The following is a 12,851-nucleotide window of genomic DNA, read 5'->3' as shown; positions in this document are numbered from 1 at the left end:
CAATGACCAACGCTGACTCGGATTCGGGGCCAATGGTCAATCATCGCCGCCCGTTGTCTTGCTGGGCGATCGGGATTGATCGGGCCGGGTGGTTGCGGGTTCGCCCCGCCCAAGTGCTGCGAGGGTTGCTGATGGTGGGGGTGTTGTTGTGGGGTTGGGGGTTAATGGCGTTGCCGGTACGGGCCGAGAGCCTGACGGATTTGCAACGGCTGTTTCGGAACACCGTTTGCCGCCACTGCGATCTCAGCTATGCCAACTTGGCGGGGGTAAACCTCAGTGATGCCTACTTGGGCGACACGGATTTGGTGGGAACTGATTTACAAGGGGCTTTGCTCGATCGGGCCAACTTGACCCGGGCCCGGGCAATTGGGGCCAGCTTTGCCCAGGTGCGTGCTGATCATGCCAACTTCAGCAACGCCGACCTCAGCGGAGCCAACCTCGCCCAAGCCCACTTGGAGGCAGCCCGTCTCAACCGCGCCACGATCGTTAGCGCATCGCTCGAAGGCAGCATCCTGCACCAGGCCGAACTCACCGAAGCGGACTTGCGAGACAGCAACCTCACCCGCGCCAACCTCTCCCAAGCCGACTTAACCCGTGCTTCCTTGACCTATGCCCGCTTGAACCAGGCCGACCTACGGGGCAGCATTTTGCGAGGAGCCGACTTGCGCCAAACAGACTTCAGCGGCGCGGACTTAACCGGCGCAGACCTGACGGATACCAATCTGGAAAAGGCGATCCTTTGCGGTGCTCGTCTGGCCGATGGCAAAGTGTCGCGCCAAGGCTGTCCCCGATCGCCTGCGGGTGATACCATCAAAGGCGGAAAATTTTGACGCAAACGCATAGGGGACGGACATCATGGATATCATCACCCTCGGTTGGGTTGGCTTGCTGACGGTTTTCACCTTCTCGATTTCGATGGTGATTTGGGGCCGCAACGGCTTCTAAGTTCCCGGGGCTGTGGCCAAGTCTGTTGCCGAAGCTCGATGTTTAAGAATGCATTTCAGGGATCAATAAAGATTGTCGATCGGGTTGATTCATACACCCTCGATCGACAGTTTTGTTTAAGTGGCTTTATCTTGTTTTTTGACCCTTGATTTTTGATTTTTGGTGAGGATTCCCGTGGAAACTTCGGCCTTAACCGTTTTATCGATCGTGGCCATGGGCTTGATGGTGGTGGTTACGGGCGGCATTGTGTACCTAACGGCCGCTGAGTGGCGCGATCGCCGCCGCCAAAAAACTCCCCAAAAGCGCTAGGGCCTGCCGTCAAATCGCCTGAAACCCTGATTCCACCGTTGGCAGATCGTGGGGGACAAGGGGCTTAAGACCCTTGCTGCCTAACGATTTGGTGGCGGTAACAGCCATATAATTTAACCCAGCGAATTAAGGCAGCTACGCTAGTAGGGTGGGCAGTGCCCACCAAATTCAGGTAAACAAATCCAGGAAGGCAAATTCAGGGAAATAGAAGCCTAGAAGCACATTTTTGAGTTTGCACATTCTTGGCTAGGTAGACTCTTTTGGGGCTAGATGAACTCTGGACTAGACTGCAAAATTTTCGGCTAGTTCCTGGCTTGTTGCTGATACATCGCTCGCAACACCAAAGCCGGATCAATCCAATCTTTCCCGTATTTAATACCCCAATGCAGGTGCGGCCCCGTGGTGCGGCCCGTCATGCCCACACGCCCAACCCGCATCCCCGTGGTTACCGTTTGCCCCTGGAAAATACGTAATCCCCCATCGGGATCGCTCAGATAGCGGCGACCTTGCCAGGTGGCCACCCGTCCCATCATGTGACAGTAGGTGTGTTCCCAAGCGCCGGACTGGATCGTGATTGCCGTGCCACATAGCCCACCGTCAGACACTCGGATAACCCGGCCGGCCCACCAACTGCGAATATAGCTACCTTTGGGGGCGGCCAGATCTAGGCCCTTGTGAAACTCCACGCTGCCCCCCCGACGGCGGTAGCCAAAGGGCGAGGTATAGGTCTGGAAGTTCTCGACGGGAAATGAACCCTGTTGCCATGAGGTGCGACGGCCCGATCGATCCCATTGATTGCCTTGTCCCGAGTTGCCATAGGGATTGACATAGTTGGGATTGTAGCCCCCGGCATAGTTCCCAACGGAGTTGACCTGGTTAATATTCCTGTTGTAATTGCTGCCGGAATTATTACCATTATTACGAACAGGATTACCGTTGTTGTAACCGTTGCTGTAGCTGTTGTTGTAGTTGCTATAGCTGTTGAAATGGCTGGAGTTAGTTGGGCTATTGGTTGAGGAGTTCCGGTTAGCAGGACGGTTGGCCGCTGGCTGTGTAGAATTGAATCGATTGTCTGAAGAATTTTGGTAATTGGTGTAGCTATTACTGTTCTGATAGCTGCTGTAATAGCTAGTCGCGTTGGCGCTTTGGCGTTGAACCTGGGCAGTATAGTTCGTCACGTTCAAGGGCTGAACAGGGCGCATCTGCGGCTGCCAGTTTGGGTCGGCTTGGCCACGAACGATCGCTGCCGACTCAGCAATCTGTCGCCGAGAATCCTCGATGATTTCGGCAGGGGGCGAGCTGGGAGGCGTGTCAAGGCTGGTGGTGGCGGTGTGCTGGGGGCGCTGCCACCAAGGGGCGATCGCCTCTGCTGACAACAGCCCCACTCCAAATAACCCCGCGATCGCCGCCAATTGCCAGTGGGCGCGAGCGAGGGCCCGGGGCGATCGGGCCTTGCGCACCAAAGCCTCGCCAGTCAGGGGCAGGGAAGGAGGCTTGGAAAGTGAGAAGCCGTGGTTCGATCGAGCTGGGGGCAAAGCAGGACGGTGCAAGGTGCGTGGCGGCATGGGCGGTGGAGCGTTAGCGCCCGTCAACGTGACATAACGTCACCGACTCTACAAAAAAAAATTCGCTCCGTCCACTCTTGACCAGCAAGCTAGCCCCAGAACGACAGACACTGAATCCTGGGAAATTGCCGATCGTTCCGCTCCCAAAGAAACGCAAGAATTTTGTTCTAAAGGTTAGCGTAGGTGCAGGCTAGGGAAGAAAATGTGCTTTTTTATCCACAAAGTTTCGTTAAAGCTTCGTTGCAGTTCCATGGAAAACACTGGGGCAACCTCTACATCCTTTCTGCAATCATAAGGCTATGGCTTTGCTGAAGAGACTAAGCCGTTAACCTTTTAAGAATCCAGCAAGAAACCACAGATGCCTTGGAAATCAATCGATCTTAAGAGAAATTTCTGAGATAGAAGGTCTTTAGATAGAATGAATCTAGGGCGAATTTTAGACTAGGGCGAATTTTAGAATGATCAGGAATGGTGGGTTAGCCCTTGGGCATTGCCTGGGAAGGAGTCTCAGGGAAATGACTCAAGGCTAGGCACACAAAATTCAGTGCTTAAGATTAGGTGCTTAAGATTAGGTACTCAAGACTGAATACCCAAGACTGGGCTGAGGTGATCCTGTGCTGAAGTGATGTTGAAGTGATCGAGTTCCTCGTCAAGTTGCACTACAAGCTATTACAGCGGGTCTGATTATGAATGACCAACAACAGTTGGGGTTACCTGGCCGATCGAATCAATTTCTGACCTATTGGCAATGGGGAAATCTGAGCGATCGACCGCTACTGCTGTTGCACGGGCTGGGCGATTGTGCGGCGGTTTGGGAAGGAGCAGCCCAAGAGCTGGCCAAAAAAGGCTATGGCGTGGTTGCGCCGGATTTGCCCGGCCATGGGAACAGCAGCAAGGGCGATCGCCCCTACACCACTGAAGCAATCGTTGAAGACTTGGAAGCCCTTTGTAATCACCTGGACTGGTCTCGGGTGACGGTGGTTGGCCACTCTTGGATGGGCAAAGTTGCCACCCGTTGGATACAGGATCTGCCCCAGCGATTTCAGCAGGCAGTCATTGTTGATCCATTTTTTATTGGAAAGATGCCTGATTGGTTGCGTTTAAGCTTCCCAATTTTGTATCGAACCCTGCCATTTTTGAAGCTAACGGGCCCGTTTCCGGATCAAACTTCAGCGGAAGACTGTGCTCGGCAACTCAAGCAATATCGTGAGTGGAATCCATGGCAAGCGGCGGCCTTTGCGGCAAATCTGGAACAGAAAGATGATGGTACTTGGGGTAGCAAACTAGATTTGCTGGCGCGCGATCGCGTGTTTGAAGATGTGCTTGGAATTGCGGGCTTCCAAAAGTCAGTTTCCTCGCCCACGTTGTTGATTTTGCCGGAACAGGGCTTGAATCAATTTGCTTGGCAAACTCGTGATTTCCATCAGTTCTGCGAGCGGCTGACGGTGCAAACGGTTCCCGGCAATCATTGGCCCTTTCTGAATGACCCGATCGGGTTTGCAGAAACGATTGATCGATGGCTCATTGCGCCCGCCCAAGAACGCCATAATTTTGGTCAAGTGGCGCAATTTGATGTGGTCTGAACGCTGGGTCTGAATGCTGGGTATGAGGGCTGGATCTGAACGCTGGATTACTCTGTGCAACCATCCTGAGCGAGGCTCAACAACCAACCGGAGATTCACCGAACAGCGGTGCTGAGGGACGGAACTGCTGTTGAGAGCATGTTTTTGGTTAAGCTGTTTGTTGAGATCGTGCTGTTGAGATCGCGTTGTTGAGATCGTGCTGAGACGGCAGGTGGTTTGGATCGCGATCGCGTGATTGGGGGCAATTGGAACCCAAGCGATTCAGACCCACGCGATTCGGACTCACGTGATTCAGACCCACACGACTCAGACCCACGCGACTCAGACCCGGATAATTTTTTTAGATTGGCACTCGCCCAAGGAGATGTTCCCGTGCCGACGGATGCCCAGCCTGTGACCGAAGAAGCCTTTGGAATTGTGCCGATTTATTTGCCCCAGTCGGGCGATCGAGCAGAGGCTTTGTTTTTGCTCGTGCAGCACCGGGCAGGACATTGGGCGTTTCCCAAGGGCCATGCGGAGCCGGGCGAAAGTGCCCTTGAAACAGCGCTTCGGGAATTTACCGAAGAAACCGGCATTCAACATTGCACTCCCGTCACCGATGTGCAGTTTGTTGAAACCTACTGCCGACAGAATAAACTGGTGCAAAAAACGGTGACTTATTTTCCTGCTTGGGTTTTGGATCGGGAAACCAACCTGCAACCGGAGGAAATCCAAGACAGTGCTTGGTTGACAGCGGAAGAAGCCCGATCGCGCATTACGTTCCCGGCTAATCGGGGGGTTCTTGAATCAGCGCTGGAATGGCTGCAAGCCCTGGCAACCTTGCCTATTCAAACCGAAGAGTAACGCTAGCTCCGTTGCGCTAATTCCCGTTCATGCAACTCCAATTAGCGCCAACCCCAATTAGCCCCGCATTTCTTGCCCCGTATTTCTTGCCCAAGCCCCTTCGCCCATGCTGCTCGATCGCCCCGTATTGTTTACCCTTCTGGTTGTCGCGACGCTAACCATTGGCGTGGGGGCGATCGGGCTATTCATTGGTGCCATAGCAAGGCTCTTGGGTCGGCGTTGCCTGCGCAAAAGCCTCGTTGCGGCCTATGGCAGCGCCTTGGCGGGTGGAGCCTTGGGATCCCTGGCTTCTTTGGCGGTGACTTTCCCGGTCTCTTTGTTGACCCTGGGCATGGCGGGCGCTTTCGCGGCCACCCCGATCGGCACACTCATCGTTCTCTATGTGACGGGCAAGCGCCGTCCTCGCCGCCGCCGCGCTTCCACCTGAGCACCTGAGCATTCAGCGGGCCCAAAAACCCGCCCCCAACTCCTTTAGTGATTGGCTGGCGGTAGTGATTGGCTGGCGATTTGCTTGACCCTTGCCACTGCGAGCCGCCTACGGGACTCGGCACAGCTCAAGACTCGTCGTAGGCCTCCAAATCCAGTAAGTAGATGTAAGGCTCAACTAGCTCTGGCCGCTGAAAGGCGATCGCCCGCAGCAAGTGCCAGTCTCGCAACCCCTCAAAGGGCGTGGCATAATCATCCCTCTCCAGCCGGAGCGCCAACTCGGCCACATCTTGCTCAGTCATTTGGGCAACGGCCGGTTGTGAAATATGCAGTACTTCCACGGTTAAACCTCCTCCAAGCCCTAGACTGATCTTAAGCCGGATGAACCACCAAACAATCGATTTCCCTTGTTTTGGTACGTTAGTTCATGAAAGCGGCCATCGTTCGCCCAAAAGTTAAACCGAAAGTTAAGCCACCAGCTAAACCACCAACTAAGCCACTAGCTAAACCAAACGCTAAACAATGACCGCTAGAGGGTTTCTAGGTAGCGCAGTAGGTCGGCCATGTCCTGGGGAGCGGGCTGAAATTGCGGCATGGGGGGCGTTTTGCCGCTAATCACCTGTTCAATCAGGGCGACTTCTGATTTTCGGCTGGCCACATCGAGCAAGCTGGGGCCCACATGACCCGCGCCATCAGCCCCATGACAAACGGCACAGTTCATGGAAAAAATTGCTTCTCCCCGATCGCGATCGCCCTGCAAGGCTAAGACACTTTCCGCGTAGGGATCCATGGGCTGAAACCACTGGCCCAGGGGCCAGACCATCAGCAAAACGGACAGGACAAGGAGTATCGCGATCGCAAGGGTACGACGCGCCCAAGGTTGGACTGGGGACTGATTAACTGGCGTTTCCAAGGCGATCGCGTTGCTGAGGAACCGACATGAAAGTTTTCATTTAATAACATAGCTCAAAGGTTGCCCCCGGGCCGCCGAAGTTCCCCCCTACTCGCCCACTCAGGACAGAATCAGTTTTCGGGCTGAGAAGCCGGTAAAATCGGAGGGCGCGTTGCCCGATCGGGAACAGCCACCGCACCAGATCCGCAGTCTTCACTGCTGGAATCTGACTAAGTGCTTTAAAAATGACTTAATGTTTTAGACGATTTAGGGAAGGAGAATCCGCCGTGATCGAACCTCGCTTGCTCGGTATTGTCTTGGGTCTGATTTTGGTGACGCTGAGTGGCCTGTTTTTCGCAGCCTATCAGCAATATCGTCGCGGCAATCAGTTCGATCTGTAGGTTGATTTGGCCCCGATCGACCCGCTCGATCGTCCCATTCAATTTGAACCTGTGTTTGGCATTCGCGCATCCTTGCGATCGCAATTCCAAACTTAATTCAATCGCTGTATTCACAGCAGCAATGCAGTGGAGGCCTGTTTTAAGCAGGTCTCCACACTTTTTTGATCATGAATTACAGCCTTTACCCAAAACACTTGGTGCGACATATCGTAGATGCCATGGAGCAATGATGAGGTAGGCAATGCCCACTACGGCCTTTGATTATGACTACTTCCTCATGATCACAATTATTTGTCCATTTATTTGCTCATTAAAAATATTTGCTCATTAAAAAGCGCCCAGCCCCAAGGCCGAGCGCTGATGAATCTTCAGTTCAATCCGGCTTCGTCTCAGGAAGCTGGACTAGGGAGCCAGGGCACTACCCCGCAGCAAACTCCCGATCGTCTTTGCCGTAATCTTCAGTTGAGTCAGCGGATTGGCAGGCACAACCGTCTTGTACAAATAGCTGTCAAAGGTCAGCTTTTGCACATCGATGTCTTCGCACATTTCCACAAAGGCTTCGCGCGTCGCATCGGAACGGTAGAACACCCGTTGCAGCAGATCCAGCACCAAATAGGTTGCACCATACTGCCGGTCCCAACGCTTCAGATACTGCTTCAGATCTGCTTCATTGGGGACGCGCTGGCCCTTGTTGGAAAATTCCACAATGGTTTCTGCACACATCCGAGCCGACTTGGCCGCGAAGTAAATCCCTTCGCCAGAAGACTTGGTGACCGTACCGGCCGCATCACCCACCAGGGCCACACGACCCACCACCCGACGAGGGCGGGGATGTTCCGGAATCGGGTGTGCTTCAACCTTGATGATTTGCCCACCTTCGAGGCGCTTGGCTGCTCGGGCCCGAATGCCCGCTTGCAGTTCCTTGATCCGGGCTTGGTTCACGCGCATTGTGCCCGTGCCCACTGCCACGTGGTCATATTTGGGGAACACCCAGGCGTAAAAGTCGGGGGAAACATCGTCACCGACGTACATTTCCGCCAAGTCCTGGTAGTAATCCATCTTGTCTTCGGGCAGACGGATTCGCTCTTGGAAGGCGATCGCGTAGTTGTAGTCCCCCGCGTCGATCGCCTTGGCAATCCGGGAGTTAGCCCCATCAGCCCCAATCACCAAATCCACTTGCAGGGTTTTGGCCACGCCCGCCACCGAACCATCGGAGTGGTCAGCATAGTGCAGGGTGTAGGGAGCCTTGTCACTGCTGGGAATTTCCAGCTTGTGTACCGTGCCGTTAATCAGGTTCGCCCCCAGCTTCACCGCCCGATCGCGCATGAACCCGTCCAGGACTTCCCGGCGGCACATACCGATATATTCATCAGGCTTGAGGGTTGAACCGATGTTCACCTCAATATTGGACGGTGAGATCATCTTCATCTTCCGCACGCGGCGATCGATAATCTCCGGCGGAAGTTCAAACTCACCAACCATGCATAGGGGAATTGCGCCGCCGCAGGGCTTGGCGTTGTCCAGCTTGCGCTCGAACAGATAGGTCTCAATTCCAGCTTTAGCGAGCGTTTCTGCGGCTGAGGAACCGGCCGGCCCGCCGCCAACAACAGCAACCCGTAACACGAACAGCTTCTCCTAATTACGCGTGTGGCTGAGGCTTCGACATCACCCTCGTCCTGATGAAATTTCGATCGCGCCTTAGATCCAACCGCACTGCCCAACGGCTCACAGAGGGGTCTAATTCAGAACTCAAAATTCAATCAAGGCGAGGAGCTTTGAGAAGGCTTGCGATTTTGTTCTGGACTCCAAAGCCACGCGATTAACGTGGATTACTGCCGCCGTTGGGGTTTCCCCGTCTACTGAACGGATTAACCCGTCACTGTCCGATAACCGTTGGATCACCCGTCGATTACTGACTGGATCATTCACCGCGCTGCCCACGGATAAGCAGAGGCGAAAGGGGGCAATAAACCGCAAAAACCGCTCTGGCCGCCCAAAGATTGGATGTCATCCTATCACGGTGGTTTCCTGTGGCTGGGCGTGCCCCAAGCTTCTATAACGAGAATGCAACAGAGTTTAACGATCTGATACCCCCCGTTAACCAACATTGAGATCTATGAGCTGGGTTTTCGGGCCATCAAGCCTCGGGAATGGAGCAACGGGCCGGGGGCTAGGGCGATGGTTGACTGGGGGCCCGCCAAGAGACCTAAGGGCATGGGCAAAAATCAGCTAAAAACAAGCACAAATAGTCGTAAACAGGTGCAGATAGACACAAATAAGCACAAAAAGATAAAAAGATACAAAAAATAAATCGAGGAACTGGACGCTCCTCGATCGCTTAGTTTGATATTCATCAACCGGGTTCAGCAGTCGATCGCCCATGAATCAGCCACATGAATCAGCCACATGAGTCAGCCAATTAATGGCGAGGAATCGCCACTGAACCCATTAAGAACCTCATTCCTAGAGGAGTCCCAATACCCCTAAATATTCAGTCACGACGAGGAGAAAAACCAACGAGCGCGAGGCAGGTGACCAAACGCTTAACTTAACCCTTGAGGATCAGCTCTCTGGGCTATTCAGTCCAATTGGAGCCGAGATAGGGTTCATCTTCAAAAGGCTGCACGCCAACTGCGGGATAGTCGTCGTGGTCGGGCGCGAAAATTTCACCAAAGCCTTCCAAGACGTATTGCATTGAGGATGAGAGCGAAGTCCAGAATTGCATAACCTAACCTCCGGCTCCATCAATTAAGAGGGAATGAAATGGCTTACCTTCAGCATAGGGAAGTTTCCTGAGAGCTGGGATCGCTCCGTGATAAATCGATGAATTTCGATGAATTTCTCAATGTTTTGTGTGCTAATTTTGCACAGGAACTTCCTGGAAATTGAGAATTTCAAACAATTCTTAGCGACTTGCCAGCTTTGCAAGTCCCCTCAGTAACTGCTCAGATGTTCCTTTAGAATTCGCTGTCGTTAACCTGTTCTATGGCCATTCGGATTTACGGTAACCGATCGCTGAAAACGCTGCCTGGCCAAACAACTCGGCCGACTGTTTCGCGGGTGCGGGAGGCGTTGTTTCAAATTTGGCAAGGAGCGATCGGGGGTTGTCGTTGGCTGGACATTTGCGCTGGATCTGGATCCATGGGCGCGGAGGCCCTGGCGCGGGGGGCGGCTTTGGTGGTGGGGGTGGAACAGTTGCCCCAAGCCTGCGGAGTGATTCGAGACAATTGGCAACGCATTGCCCGATCGCCCCAACGGTTTGAAATTGTGCGGGGAGATGCGCCACGGGTCTTGGCTCGGTTGCGGGGCCAACGGTTCGATCGCATCTATTTCGATCCGCCCTATGCCGGTGATCTATATGAATCGGTTTTGCAGGTTGTGGCTGAGGCGCAATTGTTGGCGGAGGCGGGTGAATGTGCCGTTGAGTTTAATCCTCGACAGTGGCAGCCGCCGCTTCAGGTGGGCCAGCTCCGGTGCGATCGGGTCAAGACCTATGGCAACTGTGCCCTGGCTTTTTATGGCTGGTCTGAAGCGATTGAGATCGAGGAGACCCAAAACCTTGGCTGAAATGACTTTGTGAAATGACTTTGGCTGATGGTGTTTGTTCCAAAACTTGCGTGGTTGTCCTGTTGAGATCCGACGGTGTGGGCGTTGATCATTGGCTTCAACTTAAGACCGAGAAAATCCGGGCAGGGGCGTACGGCCGTACGCCCCTACAGGGTTGACTTTGGTGTAGCCCCGCTGGTGTCGGTCTTTTTGGATCGATTTTGTACAGAAACGATGACTCAATCGCTTTCAATCAGTTCCGTAGGCCGCAACAGGTAGTCTGGCACACAGCAACGGCGGCAACGGCTGCACCATACTCGATGGTTGGAAACCCAGCGTGTGAAGCGATCGCCGCTGTCTGTCCGGGGGCCATGAAACCGCGAATTATCATTTGTGGCTTGGGGCGCACGGGTTACAAGGTTTTTAATTTGTTGCACCAGCAGGGGGCGGCGGTCACGGGCATTAGCGATCGCCCTTTGCCGGGAGTGAACAATGCGCAGGTGGTGGTGGGGGATCCCACTTCGGCGGCGGTGTTGCTGTCAGCGGGGGTTGCCACGGCCCAAACTCTGGTGTTGGTGGGCGATCGGGACTCGCAGAATTTAGCGATCTTGATGCAGGCGCGGTTGTTAAACCCAAATTTGCGGGTGGTGCATCGCCTCTATAACGCTCAGTTGGGCGATCGCCTGGATTCCACCTTGGCGGATCACAATAGTTTGAGCGTGTCGGCCTTGGCGGCTCCGGCGTTTGTGTTTGCGGCCTTGGGCAGTCGGGCGATCGGGCAAGTGCGACTGTTCGATCGCCTTTGGCCGATGCGGGAAGAGGCGATCGATTTTGACCATCCCTGGCTGGGGCGACGGCTTTCGGAACTGTGGGACGATCGGGATCGGATGCTGATCGACTATTTGCCAGTTACGCCAGTCGATCGAGTGAGCCATCGTTACGAAGCAGAAGACCCACACCGAGAGGGCCATCGCGAGGCCCATCGCGAGGCCGCACGCGATTTTCCCCGGGATCTTCAGGGTTATCCCGATGAGCCACGAGGCGATGTGCGCTTTGCCGATCGCCCCAACTTGGTGGCCGCCCTCAGCCTGGCCCGGGAACTGCAAGTGGGCGATCGGCTGATTGTGGCCACGCGCCCCACGCGCCGACCGTCCCAACTGAAACGTCGCCAACGGCTACAAAGTTTTCTTGATGGTTTGGGGCGCTTGGGTCACCAAGGCCGCCCGGCAGCGATCGCCTTTGTGGTGTTATTGCTGGCGATTGTGGTGTCCACCATTCTCTATGACGTGGCTGCCAACACCCATCTATCGCTGATTGAAGCGTTCTATTTTGCCGTGGGCACAATTACCGGGGCCGGCGGCAAGGAAGATATGCTCGATCGGGCCCCCGATGCCCTCAAAATCTACACCGCTCTGTTGATGTTGGTGGGCGCTGGCATTGTCGGGATTTGCTATGCCCTGCTGAACGATTACATCTTGGGAACTCGGTTTCAGCAGGTTTTGGAGGTGGTGCGGCTGCCCAAACGCGGCCACTTCATTGTGGCCGGGTTGGGAGGTTTGGGCCTCAAAACCGCCCGGGAACTGCGGGCCCAAGGTTGCGAAGTGGTGGTGATTGAACAAGATCCCCATAATCGATTTTTGGCCACCGCCCGATCGCTGCAAATCCCCGTGGTGATTGGGGATGCCACCCTGCCAGAAACCTTAGTTGCCGTTGGGGTTGAGCGTGCTGAGGCGCTCCTAACCACAACTCAAGATGAATTGGCTAACCTGGAGATTGGGCTAAATGCCCGCACCATCGCCCCACGGCTGGCAATTGTGTTGCGCAATCAGGATCCCCAATCGGCCATGATGATGCAGCAGGTTTTTGAATTTGAAACGGTGCTCAGTCCCGTGGAGCTTGCTGCGCCGGCCTTTGCGGCGGCCGCCTTGGGAGGGCGGATCTTGGGCAGCGGGGTCACGGGCGATCGGCTGTGGGTGGCCCTCGGAACCCTGATTACTCCGCTCCATCCCCTTTGCGGTCTGGATGTGGAAACTGCGGCCATTCACCTCGACTTTGTGCCGCTATACCTGGAACGCCCCGACCACGCCACCATCCACGGCTGGGAACTGCTGCGAACCGTTTTGGGGGCCCACGATGTTCTGTATCTTTCCATTCCCGCCTGTTACCTCGATCGGTTATGGCGTTTGGCGAGCGATCGAATTCTGAATCAACATCACGACAAGCAATTTCGACGGATCGATCGCTAAAACTCCCCCTTGTGCCACCGCCCAAAAACGGCGTGATCGCTGTATTTTGCATAGTTTTCATGAAGTTCCCCTGATTTTCATCGCCATCAGTGGTG

The 12,851-nt window shown here is 54.6% G+C and carries 14 protein-coding genes; 9 read left to right on the top strand and 5 right to left on the bottom strand.

What is annotated here, in order from left to right:
- Nucleotides 1-2: 2 nt before the first annotated feature.
- The 3 genes from H6F46_RS01345 to H6F46_RS19485 all read left to right on the top strand — a co-directional run bounded on the left by H6F46_RS01345 (nt 3) and on the right by H6F46_RS19485 (nt 1,254).
- On the top strand, nt 3-830 hold the full coding sequence (locus tag H6F46_RS01345) for a pentapeptide repeat-containing protein (RefSeq protein WP_206753565.1): 828 nt from the start codon (nt 3-5) through the stop codon (nt 828-830).
- Between the two features lie 25 nt (nt 831-855).
- Complete coding sequence (petN, locus tag H6F46_RS01340; protein WP_099531567.1) at nt 856-945, top strand: cytochrome b6-f complex subunit PetN; 90 nt, start codon at nt 856-858, stop codon at nt 943-945.
- A 174-nt stretch (nt 946-1,119) separates the two neighbouring features.
- Entirely contained in the window at nt 1,120-1,254 is a 135-nt protein-coding gene (locus H6F46_RS19485) for a hypothetical protein (protein ID WP_255407478.1), read from the top strand.
- Between the two features lie 302 nt (nt 1,255-1,556).
- Here the strand turns inward: H6F46_RS19485 and H6F46_RS19730 are convergent, their stop codons facing one another.
- Entirely contained in the window at nt 1,557-2,135 is a 579-nt protein-coding gene (locus H6F46_RS19730) for a M23 family metallopeptidase (RefSeq protein WP_370567064.1), read from the bottom strand.
- Between the two features lie 1,370 nt (nt 2,136-3,505).
- Here H6F46_RS19730 and H6F46_RS01330 point away from each other — a divergent pair.
- The 3 genes from H6F46_RS01330 to H6F46_RS01320 all read left to right on the top strand — a co-directional run bounded on the left by H6F46_RS01330 (nt 3,506) and on the right by H6F46_RS01320 (nt 5,672).
- Nucleotides 3,506-4,402, top strand: coding sequence for an alpha/beta fold hydrolase (locus H6F46_RS01330; RefSeq protein WP_190356033.1), 897 nt, complete (start codon nt 3,506-3,508; stop codon nt 4,400-4,402).
- 372 nt (nt 4,403-4,774) lie between these two features.
- The gene (locus H6F46_RS01325; protein ID WP_199291319.1) at nt 4,775-5,245 is read left to right on the top strand and encodes a bis(5'-nucleosyl)-tetraphosphatase; all 471 of its coding nucleotides are present in this window, start codon (nt 4,775-4,777) and stop codon (nt 5,243-5,245) included.
- A 106-nt stretch (nt 5,246-5,351) separates the two neighbouring features.
- Entirely contained in the window at nt 5,352-5,672 is a 321-nt protein-coding gene (locus tag H6F46_RS01320; protein ID WP_190356034.1) for a hypothetical protein, read from the top strand.
- Nucleotides 5,673-5,799: 127 nt separating this feature from the next.
- Here H6F46_RS01320 and H6F46_RS01315 read toward each other — a convergent pair whose 3' ends face one another.
- A complete protein-coding gene (locus H6F46_RS01315) occupies nt 5,800-6,012 on the bottom strand; it encodes a DUF2555 domain-containing protein (RefSeq protein ID WP_304441447.1) in 213 nt (70 codons plus the stop codon).
- Nucleotides 6,013-6,200: 188 nt separating this feature from the next.
- Nucleotides 6,201-6,494 carry a cytochrome c gene (locus H6F46_RS01310; protein WP_190356059.1) on the bottom strand — a complete coding sequence of 98 codons (294 nt, stop codon included), beginning with the start codon at nt 6,492-6,494 and terminating at the stop codon, nt 6,201-6,203.
- 356 nt (nt 6,495-6,850) lie between these two features.
- Here H6F46_RS01310 and petG point away from each other — a divergent pair, with 356 nt between their 5' ends.
- The gene (petG, locus tag H6F46_RS01305; protein ID WP_099531563.1) at nt 6,851-6,964 is read left to right on the top strand and encodes a cytochrome b6-f complex subunit V; all 114 of its coding nucleotides are present in this window, start codon (nt 6,851-6,853) and stop codon (nt 6,962-6,964) included.
- 402 nt (nt 6,965-7,366) lie between these two features.
- Here the strand turns inward: petG and chlP are convergent, their stop codons facing one another.
- A complete protein-coding gene (gene chlP, locus H6F46_RS01300; RefSeq protein ID WP_099531562.1) occupies nt 7,367-8,587 on the bottom strand; it encodes a geranylgeranyl reductase in 1,221 nt (406 codons plus the stop codon).
- A 952-nt stretch (nt 8,588-9,539) separates the two neighbouring features.
- Nucleotides 9,540-9,689 (bottom strand): isochorismate synthase, encoded by a 150-nt coding sequence (locus tag H6F46_RS01295; RefSeq protein WP_099531561.1) that lies wholly within the window; start codon nt 9,687-9,689, stop codon nt 9,540-9,542.
- 260 nt (nt 9,690-9,949) lie between these two features.
- Here H6F46_RS01295 and rsmD point away from each other — a divergent pair, with 260 nt between their 5' ends.
- The gene (rsmD, locus tag H6F46_RS01290; RefSeq protein ID WP_190356035.1) at nt 9,950-10,531 is read left to right on the top strand and encodes a 16S rRNA (guanine(966)-N(2))-methyltransferase RsmD; all 582 of its coding nucleotides are present in this window, start codon (nt 9,950-9,952) and stop codon (nt 10,529-10,531) included.
- Between the two features lie 350 nt (nt 10,532-10,881).
- Complete coding sequence (locus H6F46_RS01285) at nt 10,882-12,756, top strand: TrkA family potassium uptake protein (RefSeq protein WP_190356036.1); 1,875 nt, start codon at nt 10,882-10,884, stop codon at nt 12,754-12,756.
- The last annotated feature ends 95 nt before the right edge of the window (nt 12,757-12,851 follow it).

Origin of the sequence: Limnothrix sp. FACHB-1083 (genome assembly GCF_014696485.1) — a bacterium.
Taxonomy (GTDB): Bacteria; Cyanobacteriota; Cyanobacteriia; order CACIAM-69d; family CACIAM-69d; genus CACIAM-69d.
The sequence above is the reverse complement of the archived record's forward strand: the minus strand, read 5'-3'. Positions and strand labels throughout refer to the sequence as shown.